We start from the raw sequence: 24249 nt of genomic DNA on the forward strand, positions 1-24249 counted from the left end.
CCCCGGTTCATCGGGCTCAGTTCTCCCTGAGCACCGGATAGAGATGATGATAGGGGCTGCGATCGGGCAGCCGGGCCGAAAGCCAGTCGAGCCGCGCGTCGCCATCGGCCGCAAATGTAGCATCAGCGGCCAGTTTCGCCTCGAACTCTGCGCGAAGCTGCGGATCGGCGGCCAGCAGCGCTTCCGCGATTGGTGCCCGGACGAAATCCTCCGCCCCAGAAGGCGCCGCCAATATCTCCGGGAAGAAGCCCCAGGCAAGGAAACTGTCCTGGCTTTCCGGCTCCAGCAGCGCTGCCGCCAAAAGGCCCAGCGGCTGATCGGCAGGCACGCGCACCGTGCCGGCTGGCAGCGTTTCGGTCACAGTCTCGTGCCGCAACTTCGTGTCCAGCGGGATACGCGCATCACGCACCGACATCGACTGCGGGTCCACCAGCCGCACCCGATCGAGCGTCAGCGTGCGCGGCGCGTCCAGCACCTCAAAACGGATGCCATGCAATGTCAGCCGGTCGATCACCTCGGCCTGCCCAGCTGGCATCCACCATGCCTTGGGCAGGCGCACCGTCTCGACCGGTTCCTGACCGATGATCGGCATCCGCCAGTCGACCGGGCGGCCCAGCCATTTCTGCTCCCTGCGCCCACTCGCGGGCGAGACATAGGTGTCGAAGGCGATGCCCTTGAACCGTTCGACCCAGCCGATCGGCTGCGCAGCGGGTTTCCACCGGGTCAGCATTTCGGCGGGGCGCGATGCCCGGTCGCTGGCCTTCGCCTGCGCAATCGCTCCGGCATCCTGTCCGGCCAGCTTCAGCGCCGCCTCCAGCAGGACATAGGTGCCCAGCACCCGCTGGCGATAGGGCTTCATCATGTGGTTTTCGACCAGCACGGTCGGCACCCCGATGAAGTCGCCATAGCCGGTCGAATAGCGCGGTCCTTCGGGCGCCTGGCGGATGCCCTTTGTCGGCTCCCGCGTGTCGATCGGGCTGGGATAGATGGTGGGGACATGCCCGGCCTTTTCCAGCGCCGCCGTCACGCTCGGTCCGAAACGGCCCTGCAGCCAGTCGGCGGTGGCGCGATGATAGGCATAGCGGCCCCAGCCGGCATAGGTGAATGTGATGTCATATTGCATGTCGAAGCCGTCGCTGACATGGCAATCGACATAGAGGATCGGGTCCAGCCGACGCAGCAGGCCGATCATCGCCCGGCTTTCGGGCGCGTCCGCTTTTGCATAGTCGCGGTTCAGGTTGATGTTGCGGCTATTGCCGACATAGCCTTTCTCCGCCGGGCCGCTCAGCGCCGGGAAGTTCCAGCGGCTCATCTTCTCATGCCCGTCGATATTATAGACCGGCACGAACACCAGATCGACCTTGTCGAGCAGCCCGTCCTTGCCGCGCAGCGCGATGTCCCTCAGCAGCATGAGGCCCGCATCCTTGCCATCGATCTCGCCTGCATGGATGCCCGCCTGCACCAGCACGACCGGCTTGCCCGGCCCGCCCTTGCTGGCGCGCACCAGCAGCATGTCGCGCCCTTCGCCCGTGCGGCCGAAGGTTTCGAGGCTGATGAGGGGCGAGGCCGCATCCAGACGCTTCAACCAGGCCGTAACCTCATCATAGCGCGGCGTGGTGGCAAAGCCTGCCTGCTCGGCCGGCGTGATCCAGGGATCATCCTTGCCGACCACCAGCTTTTCGCTCGCCCCCGACCAGGGCAGTGTTGGCGGCAGCACCGAAGCGGGCAGCCCCGGCAGCAGCGCCTCAGTCGGCTGCTGCGCAATGGCGGTGCCAGCAACACACAAAGCGGCGGCGCCCAGAAGATGCGTCATCCTCTTGCTCATGTCTCTATCCTTCCGGCTCAGAAGCGGGCGCGCACGCCGACGGTGGCGGTGCGCGGCGTGCCCGGCTGCACCCAGACCGAGCTATAGCTGCTGGCATACCATGTCTCGTCGAACAGGTTGCTGATCGTCCCGAACAGCTCGACACCCTCGATCACATCGACGCTACCGAACAGACGAAACAGGGTGTGCGACGGCAGGGTGAAGTCCGTGCCCGTCTCGCCCAGCCGTTCGCCGACATATTGCATGCCCGCGCCCAATTGCGCCCCGCGCCCGGCCAGTTCGAAATGCTTGGCGACCTGAATGTTGAGATTATGGTCGGGAATGTTGATCAGCCTGTCGCCCGGCAGGATCTGGGTGGCGAAATTGGGATCGTTCACCGCCTCCCGCGCTTCGGCATCGGTATAGGCGTAGCTCAGCAGGATATCGATGTCGCCGGGCAGATGGCCGTTCACGTCCAGTTCGATGCCGCGGCTCCGCGCCTTGCCGATCGCGACGGAAAAGCCGGGATTATTATTGTCGCTGGCCAGCACATTGTCCTTGGTCAGCTGATAGACGGACAGGGTGCCGGTCAAGGCGCCGCCGAGCGCGGTCAGCTTGACGCCAGCCTCGATCGAATCACTCGTTTCCGGGTCGAAGATATTGTTGAAGAAATCCGCGCCGACATTGGCGCGATAGCCCTGGCCATAGGCGGCATAGAGGGTGATCGGATCGCTGAGGTCATAGACGATGCCGGCCTGCGGGCTGAACCGCTCATATTTGCGGCTATTGTAACGATTGGCCTCCGCAAGCACGCGGTTATCGACCTTCAGCGTCAGATTGTCATAGCGACCGCCGATGCGGATCTGCAGTCGATCAGTCAGTTCGATCTGGTCCTGCACATAGAAGCCGAAGCTGCGCTGCGTATCCAGACGATTGGTCAGCACCGACGTCGCAGGCAGCGGATATTGGCCATAGACCGGATTGTCGATGTCGATGACATAGCCGGCCTGGTCGCTCGGATTGCTGCTCAGCGCCGGCGGGCGATAGCGGGTGAAATAATTATCATATTCGAACTGGTCGAAATCGCCGCCGATCAGCACCCGATGGCGCAGCGATCCGGTCTCGAACTTGCCGGCGACTTCGGCGCGGACCACGCTATGTTCCGCATCATAGCGGCGCGAGCGGCGCTGGCGCGATAGGGAATGGCCATCGACATAGAGCTTCTGGCGCGATGCGGTTTGCTCGGCGTCGGACGAGAAGCCGGTCAACAGCGTGTCGCGATGGCTGGCCCCGACCAGCAGGCTCCAGTCGTCATTGAACTGATGGTCGAGCCGCAACTGGTGGCCGGTGGCACGCGCCACCGTGTCGCCATCCCCCGGCTCGCCCAGGAAGCGCGAACGTGGCACGGTGTTGAAATCATTGTTCAGGACGACGATGCCGCGATCGAACGGCACTTCGACACGGGTCCATTCGAAATCATAGGTAAGCCGCGTCCGGTCGCCCAGCGCAACGCCGATCGAGGGCAGGAAGCCCCAGCGCTTTTGAGACACATAATCGCGGAACGTGTCGCCCTTCTCATAATAGCCGATCAGCCGTGCGGTGATGCCATCGGTCAGCGCCAGATTGGCGTCGGCGTCAGCGCGGAACCGATCATAGCTGCCATATTGCAGCGTGCCCGTGCCGAAGGTCCGGCCGATTTCGGCCTGCTTGGTGACGAGGTTGATCGTGCCGCCCGGCTCGCCGCGCCCGATCAGCGCCGCCGCCGGACCTTTCAGCACCTCGACCCGCTCGATCCCGGCCACGTCACGCTGGCCGCCAAAGCCGCGCCCTGCATTGAAGCCATTGACCAGATAGCCGCTCGGCAGATTTTCATCGCCGGCAAAGCCGCGAATGGCAAAGCTGTCCCACAGCCCACCCAGCGTATTCTGGCGCGCGACCGAGGCATTCATGTCCAGCGCGTCGGTCAGGCGCAGAATATTATTCTGCTGCAGCGTTTCCGCGTCGATCTCGGTGATGGCCTGGGGAATTTCCTTCACGGAGAAATCGCCGCGATAGGCCTGACGCACGCCGTCGACCGTAATGGCCCCCTCGCCCTCCGGCACATGATGAACCGCGTCGCCGGTCTGCGCCTGGGCTGGAAGCCAGGCCAGGACAGCGGCCAGCGGCAGCGCGCGGGCGATGTGATGGAAGCGACGGGAACGGACGGGCGCAGCGCAGGCGCGCCGCAGGAACTGGATCGACATATTTTCCCCTGAATGAAATGAGACGAAATCTCATCCGCCGCTGCCCCTAGGGTAGGCTCGTCGCACCCGTCAATGGAAATGTTATATTATTTCATTGACAGATTGCTGCATCGCCGAAATGGTCCGGCGCAACAGCCAAGGAGCCTTGCCCCCATGTCCCTGACCGCCACCGGCCAGCCCATAATATTGTCCGACGTCAACCTGTCCTATGGCAGCCATCATGTGCTGCGCGGCCTGACCCTGCATGTCGATGCCGGCGAAATCTATGCACTGCTCGGCGGCAATGGCGCCGGCAAGTCGACCACCATGTCGACCCTGCTGGGCTTTGCCCGGCCCGACAGCGGCACGGTGCTGGTGGCCGGCCATGACCCGGCGGCGCAGCCCGACAAGGCGCGCGAGCAGATTGCCTATGTCCCCGAGAATGTCGCCCTTTACGAGCATCTGACAGCGCGCGAAAATGCCGCCTATCTGCTGGCACTAGCCGGCCGCCACCCGGCCTTGCAGGAGATTGACGGTGCGTTCGAGGCGACCGGCCTGCAGGCATCGGCCTGGGACAAGCGGCTAGGCGGCTTTTCCAAGGGGATGCGGCAGAAGGTGGCGATCGCCATCGCCCTGTTGCGCGAAGTGCCGGTATTGCTGCTCGACGAACCCTCGTCCGGCCTTGATCCGCGCGCGACCGCCGATTTCAACCGGCTGGTCCATGATGTCGCGCGCAAGGGCGCGGCCGTGCTGATGGTCACCCACGACCTGCTGTCGGCCGCCGACATTGCCGACCGGATCGGATTCCTCGAATCCGGCCGGATCGTCGACGAGGCAATGGCGCAGGGCACGGACCGCTTCGACGTGCGCGACCTGCATCGCAAGTTCGCGCGGGAGGCCGTTGCCGCATGAGCGCCATCACCCTGATCGCGCGTGACGAATTGCGGCTGATGCGGCGCAACCGCGTCGCCGTCATCGCCTTCGCGCTGCTCGTCCTGCTGACACTCGCCGCCGCGCTCATCAGTTGGTCGCACCAGAGCGGCATTGCCGAAACCCGCGCCCGGTTCCAGGCCCAGGCCGCCGAGGCGTTCGAGGCGCAGCCCGACCGCCACCCTCATCGCATGGTCCATTTCGGCAATTTCATCTTCCGCCCGCTGCCTCCGCTCGCCGCCTTCGATCCCGGCGTCGATGCCTTCACCGGCAACAGCATCTTCCTGGAAGGCCATCGCCAGAACAGCGCCAATTTCGGCGATGTCCGCCAATCCTCGCTGCTGGTCCGCTTCGGCCAGCTGACCCCGGCCTTCGTGCTGCAGGTGATTGCGCCGCTGCTGCTGATCTTCCTCGGCTATGGCGCCGTCGCGCGCGAACGCGAACGCGGCACGCTGCGCCAGATGCTGGTGCAGGGCGTGTCCGCCCGCGCACTGGTCATGGGCAAGCTGCTGGCGCTGGCCGTGGTCGCGGCGCTGGTCGGCCTGCCCGCGCTCATCGCCTTCCTGCTGATCGCGGGTCAGCCGGGCGCGCTGGCCGGGCCGATGGCGGTGATCGCGCTTGGCTATGGCGCCTATCTGGCACTCTGGTCGATCATCGTGATCCTTGTCTCCGCGCTGGTAAGGCGCGGCCGCGACGCGCTGCTCGCGCTGCTCGCGCTTTGGGCGGTGCTGGTGATCCTGCTGCCGCGCGTGGCACCCGATATCGCGGCGCAGGCCCATGGCTTGCCCACCCGCCTGGAAACCGACATCGCCATCCAGCAGGATCTGCATCGCCTTGGCGACGCGCATAATCCTGACGATCCCTTCTTCAACGCCTTCAAGCAGAAGATGCTGCGCCGCTATGGCGTCGACAAGGTGGAGGATCTGCCGGTCAATTATAACGGCCTGCTCGCGGTCGAGGGCGAGAAGCTGACGTCGGGTCTGTTCGACGCCTATGCCGATCGCAGCTTCGCGACCCAGCAGGCGCAGAGCCGGCTGACCGACGGCTTCGGCATCATCAGCCCGGCTATCTCGCTGCGGCAATTGTCGATGGCAGCCGCGGGCACCGATCTTGCGGGCCATCGCCGCTTCCTCGCCCAGGCCGAAGCCTATCGCTACGCCATGGTCCAGCATCTCAACCAGTTGCAGGCCGATGCCGTCAGCTATGCCGACGACAAGGCCAAGGATGCCGGCGCCGATCAGCGCAAGCGCATCTCCGCCGGCCATTGGCAGGCGATCCCGCAATTCCGCTTCATCGCGCCGACCGCCGGCGACCTGGTTACCGCTAGCCTGCCCGGCCTGGGCCTGCTGCTCGCCTGGCTGGCACTTGCGCTGCTGGCGCTGCTGCCCGTCGCCCGCCATCTTCAGAAAGCCCGTCCATGACCCTCCTCACCCATGAACTGCGCCTGCTGCTGCGCTCGCGCATGGCGCTGCTGGCGCTGCTGCTCGTCGCCCTGCTCGCCATCGCCTCGGTCGCTGCCGGCATGGCCGAAGTCGCCCGGCAGCGCGCCGTCATCGCCCGCATCCAGCCGAAACAGGCACAGGATATCGCGGCCGTCGCGCAATGGGCCGGCAAGACGCAGGATCCCGGCAACGCGGCCTATTACAGCTTCCATGCCACCTGGGATGCGCCCGCGCCGCTCGCCTTCGTGGCGCTCGGGCTGCGGGACGTCGCACCTTACATCCTGCGTGTCCGCGCGCTGGGGCTGGAGGCGCAGCTTTACGATGGCGAGGCGTTCAATCCCGAACTCGCCCTCCCCGGTCGTTTCGATTTCGCCTTCGTGCTCGTCTATCTGACGCCTTTGTTCGTGATTGCCCTGTTCCATGACCTGGTCTCGGGCGAGCGGGAAGCCGGGCGACTGCGGATGCTTGATGCGCTTGCAGGATCGGGACGGCGTCTCTGGGCGCGGCGCGTGCTGCTGCGCGGCGGACTTCTGTTCCTCGCCCTCGCCGTGCCGCTGGCGATCGGCGCAACCCTGTCGCATGTGCCGCTGCTGCCGCTGCTGGCGGTACTGGGCCTCGTCGCCCTCTATCTCGCCTTCTGGATCGGCGTCACGCTGCTGGTAGGGCGGCTGCGCTGGAGTTCGGTCACCAATGCCGCAACGCTCGCCGGCCTGTGGCTGCTGCTCACCCTGCTGCTGCCGACCATCGCCCATGTCGCGATCAACCGTGCCATCCCGGTCGGCCAGGGCGTGGAATTGACGCTGGCCCAGCGCGAGGCAGTGAACCGCGCCTGGGACATTCCGCGCGAACAGACGATGCAGGCCTTCTATGCCGGCCATCCCGAATGGCAGGACAGCCCGCCGCTAGGCCACGCATTCCACTGGAAATGGTATTTCGCCTTCCACCAGGTCGGCGATGAAAGCGTCGCGCCCAAGGCGAACGCCTACCGCCACGGGATCGAGGCGCGCGATGCCGCCGCCCGTTCGGTCGGCTGGCTGCTGCCCTCGGTCGGTGTGCAGGCGCTTCTCGCCCGCCTCGCCGACACCGACATGCAGGCGCAACTGGCCTATCAGGATCGCATCCGCGCCTTCCACGCCCGGCTGCGCAATTATTATTATGGCTATCTCTTCACCGACAAGCCGTTCGGGCAGGCCGATTTCGAAGGCGCTCCGCGCTTCGACGATATGTGAGAGACTCTGATGGCCGGGGATGAGGGCGAAATTGCCCGCTTCGCTTCATCCTCGGCGGCAACCATCGACTTGCCGAGGGCACATAGAAGCGCCGGTGCTGGTCTGTGCCTGCAACGGTCATCTATCGATGTTGGATATCTCCAGCCATGTTTCAACGCAAATCGTTGAAATCATGGTGGGCGCGACAGGGATTGAACCTGTGACCCCACCCGTGTGAAGGGTGTGCTCTACCGCTGAGCTACGCGCCCCCTGTAAGGAGGAGGCGGCCTTTCGCATCCGATGCCTGACCTGTCAAGCGCCGCCTTGCAGCTTTTTGGAAATTATCTCTGTCCAGCGCGTTTGGCCGCATTATACAGGCCCGACCAACATAGATCAGAAAGTGCAGCACCCATGCGTCAGTCCGTCGCTCTCGTCCTCGCCTCCATGCTCCTGTCCGCGCTCGCCGCCTGCAACACGGTGCAAGGCGTCGGCCGCGACATCGAATCGGTCGGCACCGCCGGCAAGGAAGTCATTCACTGATAGCGGAGACACTGTTAACAGAGACGGGGCGGCGTCCTGCCGCCCTGCATCATTGCAGGATGCGCGGAAAGGCCGACTTCTTGCGCAGACGCACACCGTCGCAATCCGGCTCGCCGCATTCGCACGCCTCGATCGCATAGCGCACGCCACACATTACCAGAACATCCTGGTCGAACGAATAGTTGGCAATACCCGCGCGCTCGACCTTTTCTTGTGCTCTGGCCTTGAGAGTCATGAGTAGCTTCCCTCCATTTGGGACGACCGACAATGATTGCTGCGTTGCACAATGTCAATTCATCGACATTGGTTCCTTAACCGACAGTCAGAAATCGTCCCGCAAATCGCACGTTTCGGCGGCGGCCTCGTGTTTCTACATAGACGCTTGCAGCGCTTGATTGCCGCTCCCATATGCGCGATCATGAATGACCATAACCGCTCGTCCATGCCGGTCTGGCATGGCACCACCATCATGTCGGTCCGCAAAAATGGAAAGGTCGTCGTCGCCGGCGACGGCCAGGTGTCCATGGGCCAGACGGTGATGAAGCCCAATGCGCGCAAGGTACGCCGCCTGCATGACGGCAGCGTCATCGGCGGCTTTGCCGGCGCCACCGCCGACGCCTTCACCCTGTTCGAGCGGCTCGAAGCCAAGCTGGAACGCCATAATGGCCAGTTGATGCGCGCCGCCGTCGAACTCGCCAAGGACTGGCGCACCGATAAATATCTGCGCAACCTGGAAGCGATGATGATCGTCGCTGACAAGGACGTTACCCTGATCCTGACCGGCAATGGCGATGTGCTGGAGCCGTTGGGCGGCGTGGCCGCGATCGGTTCAGGCGGCAATTATGCCCTCGCGGCCGCCCGCGCGCTGGTGGAATATGAGGAAGATGCCGAAACCCTGGCCCGCAAGGCGATGGGTGTGGCGGCGGATATCTGCGTCTACACCAACGACCAGCTCACCATCGAAACGCTCGACAGCGCCAACTGAGACTTCAAGAAAAGATCATGAACGACAATCTGACCCCCAAAGCCATCGTCGCCGCGCTCGACGCGCATATCATCGGCCAGCATGATGCCAAGCGCGCCGTCGCCGTCGCGCTGCGCAACCGCTGGCGCCGCCAGCACCTGCCCGCCGACCTGCGCGACGAGGTGACGCCCAAGAATATCCTGATGATCGGGCCAACGGGCTGCGGCAAGACCGAGATCAGCCGCCGCCTGGCGAAGCTGGCGGATGCGCCCTTCGTCAAGGTCGAGGCCACCAAGTTCACCGAGGTCGGCTATGTCGGCCGTGACGTCGAACAGATCGTTCGCGATCTGGTCGAGGAAGCGGTGCGCCTGGAAAAGGACCGTCGCCGCGAAGCCGTACGCGAAGCCGCATCGGAGGCCGCCATGGCCCGCCTGCTCGATGCTCTGACCGGCAAGGATGCGAGCGAAGCCACCCGCCTCTCCTTCCGGCAGAAGATCGAGGGCAACCAGATGAACGATGTCGAGGTCGAGGTGGAAGTCGCCGACGCCCCGTCGATGCCGATGGAAATCCCCGGCATGGGCGGCCAGGTCGGCATGATCAACCTCAGTGACATGATGTCCAAGGCCTTTGGTCAGCAGCAGAAGAAGCGCCGCAAGATGCGCGTCGCCGACGCCTGGGACAAGCTGGTCGAGGAGGAGCAGGACAAGCGCCTCGACCAGGATGACGTCGCCCGCGTCGCCATCACCAGCGCCGAGCAGAATGGCATCGTCTTCCTCGACGAGATCGACAAGATCGCCGTCAGCGATGTGCGTGGCGGTTCGGTCAGCCGTGAAGGCGTGCAGCGCGACCTGCTGCCGCTGATCGAGGGTACGACCGTCTCGACCAAATATGGACCGCTCAAGACCGACCATATCCTCTTCATCGCCTCGGGCGCCTTCCATGTGGCCAAGCCCAGCGACCTGCTGCCGGAACTTCAAGGCCGCCTGCCGATCCGCGTGGAGCTGAAGGCGCTGACGGAAGAGGATTTCGTCGCGATCCTCTCCGACACCAAGGCCAGCCTTGTTGCGCAATATCGCGCGCTGCTGGCAACCGAGGAAGTGACGATCGACCTGACGCCCGAAGGCATCCGCGCGGTCGCGAAGATCGCGGCCGAGGTGAACAGCGAGGTCGAGAATATCGGTGCCCGCCGCCTGCAGACGGTGATGGAAAAGCTGCTGGAGGATGTGAGCTTCGAGGCCGAGGATCGCCGCGGCGAAACGCTGGTGATCGATCAGGCCTATGTCGACAAGCAATTGTCGGCCGTCGCCCATGACACCGACCTCAGCAAATATGTGCTGTAACTGAACGCTTAGCTTAAGTCCGGGCCTGCCGTTTCTGATGGCAGGCCCGGATCATCTTCCCCCCTGCCCGCCATCATGTCAGCCTCCGCCATGCGATTCGCAGGGAGGGAATATGATCCGCACTTCGGCCTGGCTCTTGGCGAGCCTCAGCATAGCCGCACTGTCCACCACTGCCGAAGCGCAGACAATTCCCAAACCACCCGTCGCGGCCAGGAAGCCGCATGAGGTGAAGGCGCCCTTCGGCGCGACCCGGCAGGATCCCTATTATTGGCTGCGCGACGACAGCCGCAAGAACCCCGAGATGCTCGCCTATCTGGCGGCCGAAAATGCCTATGCCGACGCGCTGCTGGCGCCGACCAAGCCGTTGCAGGACAAGCTCTACGCCGAGATCACCGGCCGCATAAAGCAGGACGACAGCAGCGTCCCCTATCGCAAGAAGGGATACTGGTATTACAGCCGCTTCGAGACCGGCGGCGACTATCCGATCGTCGCCCGGCGCAAGGGCAACATGGACGCGCCCGAACAGATATTGCTCGACGAGCCCAGGATGGGCGCGGGCAAGGGCTATTTCGCGATCGGTGGCAAGGAAGTCAGCCCCGACGACAAATTGCTCGCCTATGCCGAGGATCTGGTCGGCCGCCGCCAATATGTGATCCGGGTCAAGGGACTCGCCGACGGCAAGCTGCTGAGCGACGAAATCCCCAATGCCGAACCCGATTTCGCCTGGGCCGATGACAGCAAAACGATCTTCTATGTCGAGAAGGATCCCACAACCCTGCTCGGCAAGCGGGTGAAGGCGCATATTCTGGGCACGCCCCTCAGCGCCGATCGGCTGGCCTATGAGGAGAAGGACGATAGCTTCTACATGGGCCTCAAGACGACGACGTCGGACAAGTTCATCTGCATCGTCCTGCAATCGACCGTCAGCAATGAGGAGCGCTGCGCCCCGTCCACCAATCCGGCGACATTCACGCCGCTCGCCCCACGCGAACGCGATTTCCTCTACAGCAGCGACAATGTCGGTGGGCAGTGGACGATCCGCACCAACTGGCAGGCGCCCAATTATCGGCTCATGACGGTATCGGACGCCGATGCTGCCAAGGGCCGCGCCGCCTGGACGGATATCGTGCCGACCAGCACCAGCGTCTTCATCGAGAATTTTCAGCCCTTCGACAGCTTCCTCGCGATCGAGGAACGCTCCGAAGGCAATAAGCGCCTGCGCCTGCTGACCAGGAGCGGCAAGAGCAGCTTCGTCAATGCCGACGAGCCAGCCTATGCCATGGCGCTCGACGTCAATGCCGAAAGCAGCACGCCCTGGGTCCGCTACACCTATGACAGCCTGCGTACGCCCGAAACCACCTATGAGGTGAATGTCGATACCGGCGAACGCAAGATACTGAAGGTCCAGGAAGTAAAGGGCTATGATCCTGCCAAATATGTGACCGAACGGGTCTGGGCGACCGCGCGCGACGGGACGAAGGTGCCGGTGTCGCTCATCTACGCCAAGGGCTTCCAGAAAAACGGTTCAGCCCCGCTCTACCAATATGCCTATGGCAGCTATGGCTATTCGACCGATCCGGCCTTTTCGCCCCTGCTGCCCAGCCTGCTCGATCGCGGCGTCGTCTATGCCATCGCCCATATTCGCGGCGGCCAGGAAATGGGCCGCCAATGGTATGATGACGGCCATCTCAAGAACAAGATGAACAGCTTCACCGACTTCATCGACGTGACCCGCGCGCTGGTGGATCAGGGCTTTGCGAAGAAGGGCCGGGTCGCCGCGATGGGCGGCAGCGCTGGCGGTCTGCTGATGGGCGCGGTCGCGAACATGGCGCCGCAGGATTACAAGGTCATCATCGCGCAGGTGCCGTTCGTGGATGTCGTGACCACCATGCTCGACCCGACCATCCCGCTCACCACCGGCGAATATGACGAATGGGGCAATCCCGAGCAGCAGTCCTGGTATGATGTGATGCTCGCCTATTCGCCCTACGACCATGTTGAGGCGAAAGCCTATCCCAGCCTGTTCGTCGGCACCGGCCTATGGGACAGCCAGGTCCAATATTATGAGCCGACCAAATGGGTGGCCAAGCTGCGCGCGACCAAGACCGACAGCAACCCGCTGGTCTTCCGCATCAACATGGAGGCCGGCCATGGCGGCAAGTCGGGCCGCTTCCGCCGCTATCGCGACCAGGCCGAATATAGCGCCTTCGCGCTGGAGCAATTGGGGGTGGAGTAACCATTCATATCCCCTCCCTTTCAAGGGAGGGGCCGGGGGTGGGTCTGCCGCGTAGCGGCAGTAGAAGGCTCGCTTCGCTCGCTACCCACCCCTTAATCCCCTCCCTGGAAGGGAGGGGAGATGATGTTTAGTAGCTGCGGCCCACCAGCACGCGCTCAACCGCCGTGCCGCCGGTGAAGATGCAGGTGCCGTCCGCCGCTTCGGCATCGGTCGGCACGTTGCGCAGGGTCAGCTTCTCGCCCTTCAGCCACTGCACCACCTTCTCCAGTTCCGCGCCGGTTGGCTTGGCCCACTGGACCAGCGCCCAACCGGGGTTCTTGCTGGCTTTGAAATGGGCCTTGAGCGCGTCGAGATCGGTGATCGACCTGTCGATATTGCCGTCCAGACGCGCCTTGGCATCGGCGAACAGCGACGTCTGGATATCCTCCAGCATCGCGGTCGCACCGGCAACGAAATCGCCCTTGGCGACGATCTGGCTGTCGAGCTTGCCATCCTCGCGATAGAGACGATCGCGGCGGATGACGGAGACATTGCCACCGGCCACATCGCGGCCGCCAACCTCGATCACGATCGGCGCGCCCTTCTTGACCCAGCCCCAGCGCTTGGTCGCTGCCTTGGACGGGCGCTTGTCGAGCAGCGCGCGGACCGGCTCGCGGAACACGTCCAGGCCGTTCAGCTGGTTCACCAGATCGGTGCAATAATCGACGATCGCGGCATCTTCCTCGGTGTCGCGCAGCATCGGCACGACCACGACCTGATAGGGCGCGACGCGCGGCGGCACGCGCAGGCCGTCATCGTCGCCATGTACCATGATCAGGCCGCCGATCATCCGGGTCGACATGCCCCAGCTGGTGGTCTGGGCCAGTTCTTGGCTACCTTCGGCATTCTGGAACTTGATATTCTGCGCCTGGCTGAAGGTCGTGCCCAGGAAGTGCGAGGTGCCGGCCTGCAGCGCCTTGCCGTCCTGCATCATCGCCTCGATCGAATAGGTCGCGACGGCGCCGGGGAAACGCTCATTCTCCGGCTTCTCACCCGCCACCACCGGCAGGCCGACACATTCTTCGGCAAAGCTGCGATAGACTTCGAGCATCTTCATCGTCTCTTCCATCGCCTCATCGACGGTCGAGTGCGCAGTATGCCCTTCCTGCCACAGGAATTCGCTGGTGCGCAGGAACATGCGGGTGCGCATTTCCCAGCGGACGACATTCGCCCACTGGTTGATCAGCACCGGCAGGTCGCGCCAGCTCTGGACCCAGCGGCTGAAGGCGGCCCCGATCACGGTTTCCGACGTGGGGCGCACGACCAGCGGCTCTTCCAGCTTCGCTTCGGGATCGGGCACCATCTTGCCGTCCTTCTGGATCAGGCGATGATGGGTGACGACCGCCATTTCCTTGGCGAAGCCGTCGACATGCTCGGCTTCCTTCTCGAAATAGGAGAGCGGAATGAACAGCGGGAAATAGCAATTTTCGTGGCCGGTCTGCTTGATGCGCGCATCGAGCAGGGTCTGGATCCGTTCCCAGATGCCATAGCCCCAGGGACGGATCACCATGCAGCCGCGCACGCCGCTTTCCTCGGCCATGTCGGCTTCGGTGATGACGGCCTGATACCAGGCAGCGAAATCCTGTTCGCGGGTAACGTTAAGGGCGTGTTTCACGGGGTCTGTCGCCTGTCTAAAAGTGGATGGGGCGCCATAGGCCAGACCCGCCATCCCTGTCGACCCCCAAGCATCGCGCCGGGCGGCGTTCAGTTGGCGTCGGCGCCCAGTCGCTCCAGCCAGGCCTTGGCCTGCTTGGGTTCGCCCACCGCATCGGCCGCCGGCTTGCCCCGCGCCGCCAGAAACTCTTGGTGCAAGTCAAAGCCTTCGAGACCCAACTGCTCTCGCAGCCGATCTATATCAGCTGCCAGCTCTTCCAGTTGGTCCACCATGGGCTTGGCGTTTTCACGCGTCCATCGGTCACTGTTATGGCCAAACAGGCCCCAGCGCCCGCCAGCGGTCACGCGCAGCGCCGCAATCAGCGCCGCGCGATATTCCTCTTCCAGCTCCGCCCGGCGGATATCCAGGCGCTCCAGTCTATCCGCCTTGGCCATGGTGGATCAGCTCAGCTTGTCGATCTTCGCATTGAGCGCAGCCAGCTGCGCCTTGAGGACGGCGATTTCGTCATCCTTGCTTTCTTCGGTCGCCGCCGGCGTCGGGCTGGGCGTGGCGCCCGGCATGCCCGGAACGCCATTGCCGAACGCGCTCGCCGCGGCCTCGAACATCTGCATGTTGCGCTTGGCGATCTCGGCCAGCGGGCCGCCACCAAAGGCGCCCTTCATGGCTTCCTGGAACTGCTGCTGGTTCTTGCGGAAGGCGTCCATCGACGCTTCGAGATATTGCGGCACCATCGACTGCATGGAATCGCCATACATGGCGATCAGCTGGCGCAGGAAGTTGACCGGCAGCATGTTCTTGCCACGCTGTTCTTCTTCCATGATGATCTGGGTCAGGACATTATGGGTGATGTCCTCGCCGGTCTTCGCGTCGACGACGACGAACTCGCGCCCCTCGCGGGTCATCTGCGACAAAAGGTCCAGCGTGATATAACTTGAAGTTTCGGTGTTATAGAGCCGCCTGTTAGCGTACTTCTTAATAACCACCGGTTCGGATTCATTAGCAGCCTTCGATTTGGCCATGCCTGTCTCTCCCTCACCTGCTCATCCCGCATTAGCACAGGGCGATGCCGCGCCGCAACATGGCCCGCGTCCTTTACCCCTTTTTCTCAACATTTTATGGCGCGAAACGGAGCATGATCCTGATTTGCGTCGCCGCGCCTTCATCGGCCTGCGTCGCTATCAGGAGGCGCAGCGTCCGTCGCCACCGCCACCATGCCCCATCGCCGCAACGGCGGGCAGTGCCCGGCTGCTGCGGTATCAAGCTGATTTGGCACCGGAAAACGATCGGGCGCCGGTCGTCTTCATCCCCTCCCTGATCAACCCGCCGCAGGTGCTGGACCTGTCGGAAAGCCGCTCCATGCTGCGCCACATGGCCGCAGCGGGCCATGATGCCTATCTGGTCGATTGGGGCGCGCCGACGGCCGCCAACCGCAGCCTCGGCTTGGACAAGCATGTCACCGACCGGCTCATACCGATGCTCGCTGCATTGCGGCGCCCACCGATCCTGGTCGGCTATTGCCTGGGCGGCACGATCGCCATTGCAGCCGCAGCATTGCACCGGGTCGCAGCCCTGGCGACGATCGCTTCGCCCTGGGACTTTGCCGGCTTCCCGTCCGCCGACCTTGCCGAGATCGCCGCCCTGTGGCGCGGTGCGAAGCCGGTGTGCGACCGGCTCGGCTATGTGCCGATGGAGGCGCTGCAATCGGGCTTCTGGGCGCTCGATCCGCAGCGGACCGTGCAGAAATATGCAGCCTTCGCCGGCATGGCAGCCGGCTCCGACGAGGAACGCGCCTTCCTCGCGGTCGAGGACTGGGCCAATGAGGGCGCACCGCTCACCTATGCCGCCGGGCAGCAATTGTTCGAGATGCTCTATGCGGCAAATGCGAGCGGGCGAAACGAATGGCACATCGACGGGACCGTCATAAACCCGGCCTCGCTCCCCTGCCCCGGTTTGTCGATCGCTTCGGCAACGGATCGAATCGTGCCCGCCACGGCCGCCCCGTCCCTTACGGAAAGCCGGATATTGAACCTTGGCCATGTCGGCATGATATTGAGCCAGCGGGCACCCGACATGCTGTGGCAGCCGCTGTCCCTTTGGCTTTCCCGCCATGGCGGATGATGTTATGTGCGCCTGCGAAAACAACATTACCACTAGTGAGGATCGAGCCTTTGTCAGACATCGTCATTACCGCCGCCAAGCGTACCGCCGTGGGCAGTTTCATGGGCGCCTTCGGCACGACTCCGGCACATGAACTGGGCCGCCAGGCCATCCTCGCCGCGCTGACACAGGCCGCCGTCGCGCCCGAGGAAGTGGACGAAGTGATCCTGGGCCAGATCCTCACCGCCGGCCAGGGCCAGAACCCCGCCCGCCAGGCCGCCGTCAACGCCGGCATCCCGGTCGAGCGCACCGCCATCGGCCTCAACCAGCTATGCGGATCGGGCCTGCGCGCCGTCGCGCTCGCGGCACAGGCGATCAAGGCGGGCGATGCCCGCATCATGGTCGCTGGTGGCCAGGAAAGCATGTCGCTCGCCCCCCATGCCCAGATGCTGCGCGGCGGCACCAAGATGGGCCCGGTCAGCTTCGTCGACACGATGATCCATGACGGCCTGACCGATGCGTTCCAGGGCTATCATATGGGCATCACCGCCGAGAACCTGGCCGAGAAATATCAGATCAGCCGCGAGGCGCAGGACGAGTTCGCCGTCGCCAGCCAGAATAAGGCGGAAGCCGCGCGCGCGTCGGGCCGCTTCGCCGACGAAATCCTGCCCGTGACGATCAAGGGCCGCAAGGGCGACACCATCGTCGACCAGGACGAATATATCCGCGCCGGTGCCACGATCGAAGCGCTGCAGGGCCTGCGCCCCGCCTTCAAGAAGGACGGCACCGTGACCGCGGGCAATGCCAGCGGCATCAATGACGGCGCCGCCGCGCTGGTGGTGATGAGCGCCGACGAAGCCGCCAAGCGCGGCGCCACCATCCTCGGGCGCATCGCCAGCTTCGCCACCTGCGGCGTCGATCCGTCGATCATGGGCATCGGCCCGGCCCCGGCCAGCCGCAAGGCACTGGAAAAGGCCGGCTGGTCGGTCGCCGATCTCGACCTCATCGAAGCGAACGAAGCCTTTGCCGCGCAGGCGCTGGCCGTGGGCCAGGAACTGGGCTGGGATCCGGCCAAGGTCAATGTCAATGGCGGCGCGATCGCGATCGGCCACCCCGTCGGCGCATCGGGCGCGCGCGTGCTGACCACTTTGCTCTATGAAATGGCGAAGCGCGACGCGAAGAAGGGCCTTGCCACCCTGTGCGTCGGCGGCGGCATGGGCGTGTCGATGTGCATCGAGCGCTGAGCGCCAGCGACTGAATAGCGAAGGGCGCCGGTCTTGCGATCGGCGCCCTTTTTGATGTTAGAGCCCGTACCAGCCCGCTCCCCCGCCCAACCACCCGACAGGATGACACTTGATCGGGCGGTTGGGCGGGGGATCGGGCCGGAACCGTTTTTTCTAAAACGGACTCTCAGGCCCAGATGCGGTCGAACCGTTTGCCCAGGCCCGTCAGCAGTTCATATTGCGACAGGCCCGACGCCTGCGCAGCCTGCGGCAGATCATAGTCGATCGTCAGCCAGTCTCCCTCCGCGACATCCGGGCGCGCGCCGACATCCACTGCCAGCAAATCCATCGACACCCGGCCCAGCACGTGCAGGCGGATGCCATCGACCAACGCCGCGCCCCGCCCCGAAAAGCCGCGCAGATAGCCGTCGGCATAGCCGATATTGAGGACCGCGATCTCCAGATCGCGCTCGGCCCGATGGGTGGCGTTATAGCCGATCGTGTCGCCGGCGATCACCGCGCGACGCTGCAATATCTGGGCCTGTGGCTGGACCACCGGGCGGAGATCCGGCGCTGCATCGGGATGCGGCACGCCGCCATAAAGGGCGATGCCCGGCCGGGTCAGGTCGAAACCATAGTCCGCGCCCATGCAGATGCCTGCGCTGTTGGCGAGACTGTAGCGCTGCGCGGGCACTGCGGCCCGGATATCCCGGAAGCGGGCCAGTTGCGTCGGGTTGAGATCGCTATCCTCGTCGGCTGACGCCAGATGGCTAAGCAGCGTGACAATCTCCAGCCCATCAACCAGTTCGCCGAGGTCAGCCCGCCAGTCGAGGCCCAGCCGGTTCATGCCGGTATCGATCATCAGGTCGCAGGCGCCGCCGCCTGCCGCCTTCCAGCGCGCCACCTGACCCGGCGTACAGAGCACCGGGCGCGCTCGCGAGGTCAGTGCCTGCGTCATATCCTCGTCGCGCACGCCGTGCAGGACGGCAAAGTTCACACCGTCCATCTGCGCTTCGAGCGCCGCCGCCTCGCCCCAGTTGGACACGAAGAAATCGCGACAGCCCGCATCTTTCAACCGCTGCATGACGCCGGCCGCGCCCAGGCCATAGCCATCCGCCTTGATCGCCGCGCCACAGGCCGGGGCGCCGCCCTGCCGCGCCAGCCAGCGCCAGTTGGAAAGCAGCGCATCGCCATCGAGGCGCAGGCGGAGCGGAGCGATATAGCCAGTCATTGCCCGCAGCCGATAGCGCGCCGGGGCTCAGGCGTCGAGGGGGCGTCCTTTTGTTTCCGGCAAGGCGACAAGGCAGGTGACCAGTGCCAGTGCCACCACGACGATCGTGTACCATAGGCCGGCATAGGGATCGCCGGTCCGCGCGACGATATATTGGCTGACCAGCGGCAGGAAACCGCCGAAATAGCCGGTGCCGATATGATAGGGGATGGAGAGCGAACTGTAGCGGATGCGGGCCGGGAAATATTCCGACAGAAGCGCCGCGACCGGGCCATAGGTCGCGCCCGACAGGGTCCAGAGCAGCAGCAACGCGGCGAACAGCATCAGCGCACGCGGCCAGTCGGGGCGGACGACACCGAAATCATAGCCCTGCGCCGTCAGCGCGGCATCGATCCCGTCGCTGCTGAGGTCCGCCACGGCCACGCCGCCGATGCTGACCGCCGGCGCCACGCCGCTGCGCTTCTCATAGGGGATGCCGCGCTTGGAAAAATGATCGAGCAGCTTGCCGCAGGCGGTCGGCTGTATCTTGGCAAAGGGATCGAAACGGCAATCGGGGCCGCTCACCACCACCGGCGCCCGTGCTGCCGCCTGCGTCAGCGCCGGGTTCGCGGTCGCGCCCATATACTGGTAGAGCGGCATGACCAGCAGCAGCACCAGTGCATAGCCGATGACGATCGGCTTCTTGCGCCCGATCCGGTCCGACAGCCAGCCGAAGAAGATGAAGCTCGCCATGCCGGCAAAGGCGCTGCCGCCGACCAGCAACTGGGCGATGCCCGGCGCGACATGCAGGCCGCTCTGCAGGAAATAGAGCGCCTGGAACATCACGGTATAGGCGATCACGGTGAAGCCCGCGGCGATGCCGATCATCGCCACCAGCATCCGCTTCCTGTTGCCCGGCGCGGTGAAGGCCTCCTTCAGCGGGTTCTTCGCCTGTTGCCCGGCCTTCTTCATCGCGGTGAAGACCGGGCTTTCGCGCAGCATCAGGCGCATCCACAACGAAATGGCAAGCAGCGCCAGCGAGAAGATGAAGGGAATGCGCCAGCCCCAGGCGTCCCACACATCCATGCCGACGATCCATTGCGTGCCGACCACGACGATCAGCGACAGGATGAAGCCACCAATCACGCCGGCCTGGATGAAGCTGGTATAGAAGCCGCGCTTTCCAGCAGGCGCATGTTCGGCGACATAGATGGCCGCCCCGCCATATTCGCCGCCCAGCGCCAGTCCCTGCGCGATGCGGAGCAGGATCAGGATGACCGGCGCGGCGACGCCGATGCTGGCCGCCGACGGGGTGAGGCCGACGCCCGCCGTCGCCAGCCCCATCAGGATGATGGTGGCAAGGAACGTATATTTGCGCCCTAGCCGATCGCCCAGATAGCCGAACAGCATCGCGCCCAGCGGCCGGAAGCCGAAGCCGATCGCGAAGCCGGCCAGCGAATAGAGAAGTTCCACGGTCGGATTGTCGGTCGGGAAGAAGGTGCGGCCGATGATCGGCGCGAGCACGCCATAGATGTAGAAATCATACCATTCGAACACCGTGCCCAATGCCGAAGCGGTGATGACCAACCGGTCCCGCTTCGCATCCATCACATAGTCGCCCCCGACCACCTGCGTCATCCCGCCCCCTTAACTTCCCACTTTTCCCGTATATTTTGACATCTTCATGCGCCAACGGGAAAGGAAATTTCCAATCGCCATATCGATAAGATCATGCTGGTCTAGCATGGCGAGGCCTGTGTAGGACAGGTGCAGCAATTGCGGGCATAGCCATGCGTGGCCGGGCTTGGGGGACGCAGAATGGACAGCGAAGGCGCGGACGCATCTGGCATGCCAACGAAAGCGACCCTGATCGCGACCATTCTGCTGATCATCGCCGCGCCGATAGCGATCCTGTTCTGGATGACCGCCGTGCCCGGCCGGTCGCACCAAGACCCGCCGCCACGCCTTACAGCGGAGCAGCGGGCGCTCAGCGGGCGGCTGAGGACCGATGTCGCGCTTATCGCGCGAAAGCCGCACAACGCTGCGCATTTGCGCGAAATGGATCATGTCGCACATTATGTCGAAATGGAATTGCGACAGGCCGGCTATGCCCCACGCCGCCAGCCAATCCAAGGCATCCCCGGCATCTTCAATATCGAAGCCATGCTCGAACCCGCCAATGGTGATGCCCCGACGCTGGTGATCGGCGCGCATTATGACAGCTATGGCACGACGCCTGGCGCCAATGACAATGGATCAGGCACGGCGGCAACGCTGGAACTTGCCCGCGCCTTGTCCGATCTGCGCGGACGGAGCCGATTGCGGCTACGCTTCGCCTTCTTCGCCAATGAAGAGCCGCCCTATTTCCAGACTGCGCATATGGGCAGCCTTGCCTATGCCAAGGCGCTGGCGGCCGGTCAGGAGCGCGCGCTCGGCATGATTTCGCTGGAGACAATCGGCTTCTACAGCGATGCAAAGGGAAGCCAGCATTACCCCTTTCCGTTATCAGCCCTCTATCCCGACACCGGCAATTTCATCGCCTTTGTCGGCATGACATCCTCGCGCCCGTTCATTCGGGCCACGGTTGCAGCATTCCGGCGCGAGGCAGCCTTCCCCAGCATAGGCGGCAGCGCCCCCGGCTTCGTGCAGGGGATCGACTGGTCGGACCATTGGGCGTTCGCGCAGGTCGGGATACCCGCTTTGATGATTACCGACACGGCCCCGTTCCGCTATCGCTATTATCATAGCGAAGCCGATACACCCGACCGGCTGGACTATGACCGCATGGCGCGGGTGGTCGATGGCGTGAAACGGGTGGTACGTGCGTGGGCGCGGAAGGGCGCGCTATAGCCTTAGAACAGGCGCGATCCATTGGGCACGGGCTTGTCGGGCGCGAACAGCATGACGGCGCCCGCCGCGTCGGCGAAGCCCAGGGTCAGCACTTCCGACATGAACTTGCCGATCTGGCGCGGCGGGAAATTGACCACGGCGGCGACCTGGCGGCCGGGCAGCTCTTCCAGTGCGTGATTTTCGGTGATCTGGGCGCTCGATTTCTTCTGGCCGATCGTCGGGCCGAAATCGATCAGCAGCTTGTAGGCGGGCTTGCGCGCCTCGGGATAGGGTTCGGCCGAGATGATCGTGCCGACGCGGATATCCACTTTCAGGAAATCGTCGAAGCCGATCGGGTCGGCGGCGGGGGCGCTGGGGTCGTGTGTCAGGTGCATGCAGGAACTCCATCTCCTCCCCGCCTGCGGGGAGATGGCGGCGAAGCCGACGGAGGGGGCGTGCCCCAAATGCGAGGCCGCGTCCAGAAGCATCCCCCCTCCACCACTTCGTGGCCCCCTCCCCGTTCCGGGGAGCAATGCTTACTCCAGTTCCAGGATCACCGCGTCAACCGGCAGGCTCTCGCCCTGTGCCGCCGACACGCTCTTGACCGTGCCCGCCTTGCCGGCGCGCAGGATATTTTCCATCTTCATCGCCTCGATCACGGCGAGCGGCTGGCCGATCTCGACCTTGTCGCCCTGCTTGACGTTCAGCGCGACCAGCAGGCCGGGCATCGGGCAAATCAGATATTTCGACAGATCGGGCGGGATCTTCTCGATCATGTGCGCAGCGTAAGGCGCGGCGTGGGCGGGCAGGATGCGCAGCTTGTGGCTGGCGCCATGGGCGGTCAGCACGAAGCCCGACCGCATCGGCGCGATCCGCACCGCCAGTTGCTCCTCGCCAAATTCCGCCTCGATCAGGCGATCGCCGGGCGTATATTCGAGCGCCATGTCGATGCTCTCGCCATCGACCGTCACTTCGTCGCCGTCGATCACGACATCATGAACGGCGTCGCCGATCTTCACCTGCCAGCCGGTGGGCGGGGCAAGACGCTTGCCAAGCTGCCCGTCGATGCGGCGGGCGCGGTCGGCCTGCGCCATCGCGGCGAAGGCACCGATGGCGGACAGGCGCTTGAGCAGTTCTTCCGACGCCGGGGCACCAGTGAAGCCTTCGGGATATTCCTCGGCGATGAAGCCGGTCGTGATGTTGCCGGAGCGGAAGCGCTCATGCTGCATCAGCGCGGAGACAAAATCGATATTGTGGCCCGGCCCTTCGATCTCGAACTTGTCGAGCGCCTCGATCTGCTTGTCGATGGCCTCGAGGCGGGTCGGCGCCCAGGTGATCAGCTTGGCGATCATCGGGTCGTAGAAGATCGACACCTCGCCGCCTTCCTGCACGCCGTCATCCACGCGGATCAGCGCGCCGCTTTCATCCGTGCCGGTTTCGGGCGGATTATAGCGGATCAGGCGGCCGGTCGACGGGAGGAAGCCGCGATAGGGGTCTTCGGCATAGACGCGGTTCTCGATCGACCAGCCGTTGATCTTCACGTCCGCCTGACCGAAGCTCAGCGTCTCGCCATTGGCGACGCGGATCATCTGTTCGACCAGGTCGACGCCGGTGATTTCCTCGGTGACGGGATGCTCCACCTGAAGGCGGGTGTTCATTTCGAGGAAGTAGAAGCCGTCGCCGGTCTTGTCCTCGCCACTGACGATCAGTTCGACCGTGCCAGCGCTGAAATAGCCGACCGCGCGGGCGAGCGCGACGCACTGCTCGCCCATCTTCTTGCGCATTTCGGGGCTGACGAAGGGCGACGGCGCTTCCTCGACCACCTTCTGGTGGCGGCGCTGGATCGAACATTCGCGCTCGTTCAGGTAAACGATATTGCCATGCTGGTCGCCCAGCACCTGAATTTCGATATGGCGCGGGCTTTCGATGAACTTCTCGATGAAGACGCGATCGTCGCCGAAGCTGTTCAGGCCTTCGCGCTTGGTGGCTTCAAAGCCTTCGCGGACATCCTGTTCGCTGTAGGCGAGGCGCATGCCCTTGCCGCCGCCGCCGGCCGAGGCCTTCATCATCACCGGATAGCCGATCTCGTTGGAGATCTTCACCGCATGTTCGGTGTCGTCGATCACGCCGACAAAACCGGGGACGACATTGACGCCCGCTTCCATCGCCAGCTTCTTGGATTCGATCTTGTCGCCCATCGCCGCGATGGCGTTTGCGGGCGGGCCGACGAAGATGATGCCCTCGGCGTCCAGCGCCTTGCGGAAACTCTCGCGCTCGGACAGGAAGCCATAGCCCGGATGGACCGCGTCGGCGCCGGTGGCCTTGCACGCTTCGATGATCTTGTCGGCCAGCAGATAGGATTGGGCGGCGGGCGGCGGGCCGATATGGACGGCTTCATCGGCCATCAGCACATGCGGCGCGCGGGCGTCGGCATCGGAATAGACCGCGACGGTCTTGATGCCCATCTTCTTGGCCGTGCGCATGACACGACACGCAATTTCGCCACGGTTCGCGATCAGGATCTTGGTGATTGCCATTATATTTCCTGTC

At 64.2% G+C, this 24249-nt stretch carries 20 protein-coding genes and 1 tRNA gene; 10 read left to right on the plus strand and 11 right to left on the minus strand.

Annotated features, from left to right (window positions below):
- Window positions 1-16 precede the first annotated feature (16 nt).
- Window positions 17-1825, minus strand: a complete 1809-nt coding sequence (locus VHN57_RS07770; protein WP_278985226.1) for a M14 family metallopeptidase — start codon at window positions 1823-1825, stop codon at window positions 17-19.
- A gap of 17 nt (window positions 1826-1842) precedes the next feature.
- Window positions 1843-4047: a TonB-dependent siderophore receptor gene (locus VHN57_RS07775; RefSeq protein ID WP_278985228.1), complete on the minus strand. Its 2205-nt coding sequence runs from the start codon at window positions 4045-4047 to the stop codon at window positions 1843-1845.
- Window positions 4048-4200: 153 nt separating this feature from the next.
- On the opposite strand from VHN57_RS07775, the gene VHN57_RS07780 reads away from it, so the two are divergent.
- From VHN57_RS07780 to VHN57_RS07790, 3 genes are read left to right on the plus strand one after another with little or no spacing between them, the layout of a single operon-like run.
- On the plus strand, window positions 4201-4938 hold the full coding sequence (locus VHN57_RS07780; RefSeq protein ID WP_278985230.1) for an ABC transporter ATP-binding protein: 738 nt from the start codon (window positions 4201-4203) through the stop codon (window positions 4936-4938).
- Window positions 4935-6377, plus strand: coding sequence for an ABC transporter permease (locus VHN57_RS07785; RefSeq protein WP_278985231.1), 1443 nt, complete (start codon window positions 4935-4937; stop codon window positions 6375-6377). The genes VHN57_RS07780 and VHN57_RS07785 overlap by 4 nt, the downstream gene beginning before the upstream one ends.
- Entirely contained in the window at window positions 6374-7627 is a 1254-nt protein-coding gene (locus tag VHN57_RS07790; protein WP_278985232.1) for a DUF3526 domain-containing protein, read from the plus strand. The genes VHN57_RS07785 and VHN57_RS07790 overlap by 4 nt, the downstream gene beginning before the upstream one ends.
- Window positions 7628-7800: 173 nt before the next feature.
- Here VHN57_RS07790 and VHN57_RS07795 read toward each other — a convergent pair.
- A tRNA-Val gene (locus VHN57_RS07795) sits at window positions 7801-7875 on the minus strand.
- Window positions 7876-8017: 142 nt separating this feature from the next.
- On the opposite strand from VHN57_RS07795, the gene VHN57_RS07800 reads away from it, so the two are divergent.
- Complete coding sequence (locus tag VHN57_RS07800; protein WP_278985234.1) at window positions 8018-8146, plus strand: entericidin; 129 nt, start codon at window positions 8018-8020, stop codon at window positions 8144-8146.
- 49 nt (window positions 8147-8195) lie between these two features.
- Here VHN57_RS07800 and VHN57_RS07805 read toward each other — a convergent pair whose 3' ends face one another.
- The gene (locus tag VHN57_RS07805; protein WP_004207213.1) at window positions 8196-8381 is read right to left on the minus strand and encodes a hypothetical protein; all 186 of its coding nucleotides are present in this window, start codon (window positions 8379-8381) and stop codon (window positions 8196-8198) included.
- Window positions 8382-8564: 183 nt separating this feature from the next.
- Here VHN57_RS07805 and hslV point away from each other — a divergent pair, with 183 nt between their 5' ends.
- The 3 genes from hslV (at window position 8565) to VHN57_RS07820 (ending at window position 12686) form a co-directional block, all read left to right on the plus strand.
- Window positions 8565-9131 (plus strand): ATP-dependent protease subunit HslV, encoded by a 567-nt coding sequence (gene hslV / locus VHN57_RS07810; protein WP_125985998.1) that lies wholly within the window; start codon window positions 8565-8567, stop codon window positions 9129-9131.
- 17 nt (window positions 9132-9148) lie between these two features.
- The gene (gene hslU, locus VHN57_RS07815; RefSeq protein ID WP_037506705.1) at window positions 9149-10450 is read left to right on the plus strand and encodes an ATP-dependent protease ATPase subunit HslU; all 1302 of its coding nucleotides are present in this window, start codon (window positions 9149-9151) and stop codon (window positions 10448-10450) included.
- Window positions 10451-10562: 112 nt separating this feature from the next.
- A complete protein-coding gene (locus VHN57_RS07820; protein ID WP_278985235.1) occupies window positions 10563-12686 on the plus strand; it encodes a S9 family peptidase in 2124 nt (707 codons plus the stop codon).
- A 127-nt stretch (window positions 12687-12813) separates the two neighbouring features.
- Here VHN57_RS07820 and proS read toward each other — a convergent pair whose 3' ends face one another.
- The 3 genes from proS to phaR form a co-directional block, all read right to left on the minus strand.
- The gene (gene proS, locus VHN57_RS07825; protein WP_423283399.1) at window positions 12814-14340 is read right to left on the minus strand and encodes a proline--tRNA ligase; all 1527 of its coding nucleotides are present in this window, start codon (window positions 14338-14340) and stop codon (window positions 12814-12816) included.
- An 89-nt stretch (window positions 14341-14429) separates the two neighbouring features.
- Window positions 14430-14774 carry a hypothetical protein gene (locus VHN57_RS07830; RefSeq protein WP_278988094.1) on the minus strand — a complete coding sequence of 115 codons (345 nt, stop codon included), beginning with the start codon at window positions 14772-14774 and terminating at the stop codon, window positions 14430-14432.
- Window positions 14775-14780: 6 nt separating this feature from the next.
- Window positions 14781-15359 (minus strand): polyhydroxyalkanoate synthesis repressor PhaR, encoded by a 579-nt coding sequence (gene phaR / locus VHN57_RS07835; RefSeq protein WP_017502180.1) that lies wholly within the window; start codon window positions 15357-15359, stop codon window positions 14781-14783.
- Window positions 15360-15483: 124 nt separating this feature from the next.
- Between phaR and VHN57_RS07840 the strand changes: the two genes are divergently transcribed.
- Together VHN57_RS07840 and VHN57_RS07845 are read left to right on the plus strand one after the other, a co-directional pair.
- Entirely contained in the window at window positions 15484-16458 is a 975-nt protein-coding gene (locus tag VHN57_RS07840; protein WP_278988093.1) for an alpha/beta fold hydrolase, read from the plus strand.
- Between the two features lie 50 nt (window positions 16459-16508).
- Window positions 16509-17681, plus strand: coding sequence for an acetyl-CoA C-acetyltransferase (locus tag VHN57_RS07845; protein ID WP_278988092.1), 1173 nt, complete (start codon window positions 16509-16511; stop codon window positions 17679-17681).
- Between the two features lie 166 nt (window positions 17682-17847).
- Here VHN57_RS07845 and alr read toward each other — a convergent pair whose 3' ends face one another.
- Complete coding sequence (gene alr, locus VHN57_RS07850) at window positions 17848-18891, minus strand: alanine racemase (RefSeq protein WP_278988487.1); 1044 nt, start codon at window positions 18889-18891, stop codon at window positions 17848-17850.
- Window positions 18892-18918: 27 nt separating this feature from the next.
- Complete coding sequence (locus VHN57_RS07855; RefSeq protein ID WP_278988488.1) at window positions 18919-20508, minus strand: MFS transporter; 1590 nt, start codon at window positions 20506-20508, stop codon at window positions 18919-18921.
- 210 nt (window positions 20509-20718) lie between these two features.
- On the opposite strand from VHN57_RS07855, the gene VHN57_RS07860 reads away from it, so the two are divergent.
- Window positions 20719-21720: a M28 family peptidase gene (locus VHN57_RS07860; RefSeq protein ID WP_423283403.1), complete on the plus strand. Its 1002-nt coding sequence runs from the start codon at window positions 20719-20721 to the stop codon at window positions 21718-21720.
- Window positions 21721-21722: 2 nt separating this feature from the next.
- On the opposite strand, the gene VHN57_RS07865 is transcribed toward VHN57_RS07860, so the two are convergent.
- Together VHN57_RS07865 and VHN57_RS07870 are read right to left on the minus strand one after the other, a co-directional pair.
- On the minus strand, window positions 21723-22094 hold the full coding sequence (locus VHN57_RS07865; RefSeq protein WP_284110543.1) for a tRNA-binding protein: 372 nt from the start codon (window positions 22092-22094) through the stop codon (window positions 21723-21725).
- Between the two features lie 141 nt (window positions 22095-22235).
- Window positions 22236-24236 (minus strand): ATP-binding protein, encoded by a 2001-nt coding sequence (locus VHN57_RS07870; RefSeq protein WP_423283405.1) that lies wholly within the window; start codon window positions 24234-24236, stop codon window positions 22236-22238.
- Between the last annotated feature and the right edge of the window lie 13 nt (window positions 24237-24249).

This window comes from Sphingobium salicis subsp. salicis, assembly GCF_049472635.1.
Taxonomy (GTDB): Bacteria; Pseudomonadota; Alphaproteobacteria; order Sphingomonadales; family Sphingomonadaceae; genus Sphingobium; species Sphingobium yanoikuyae_A.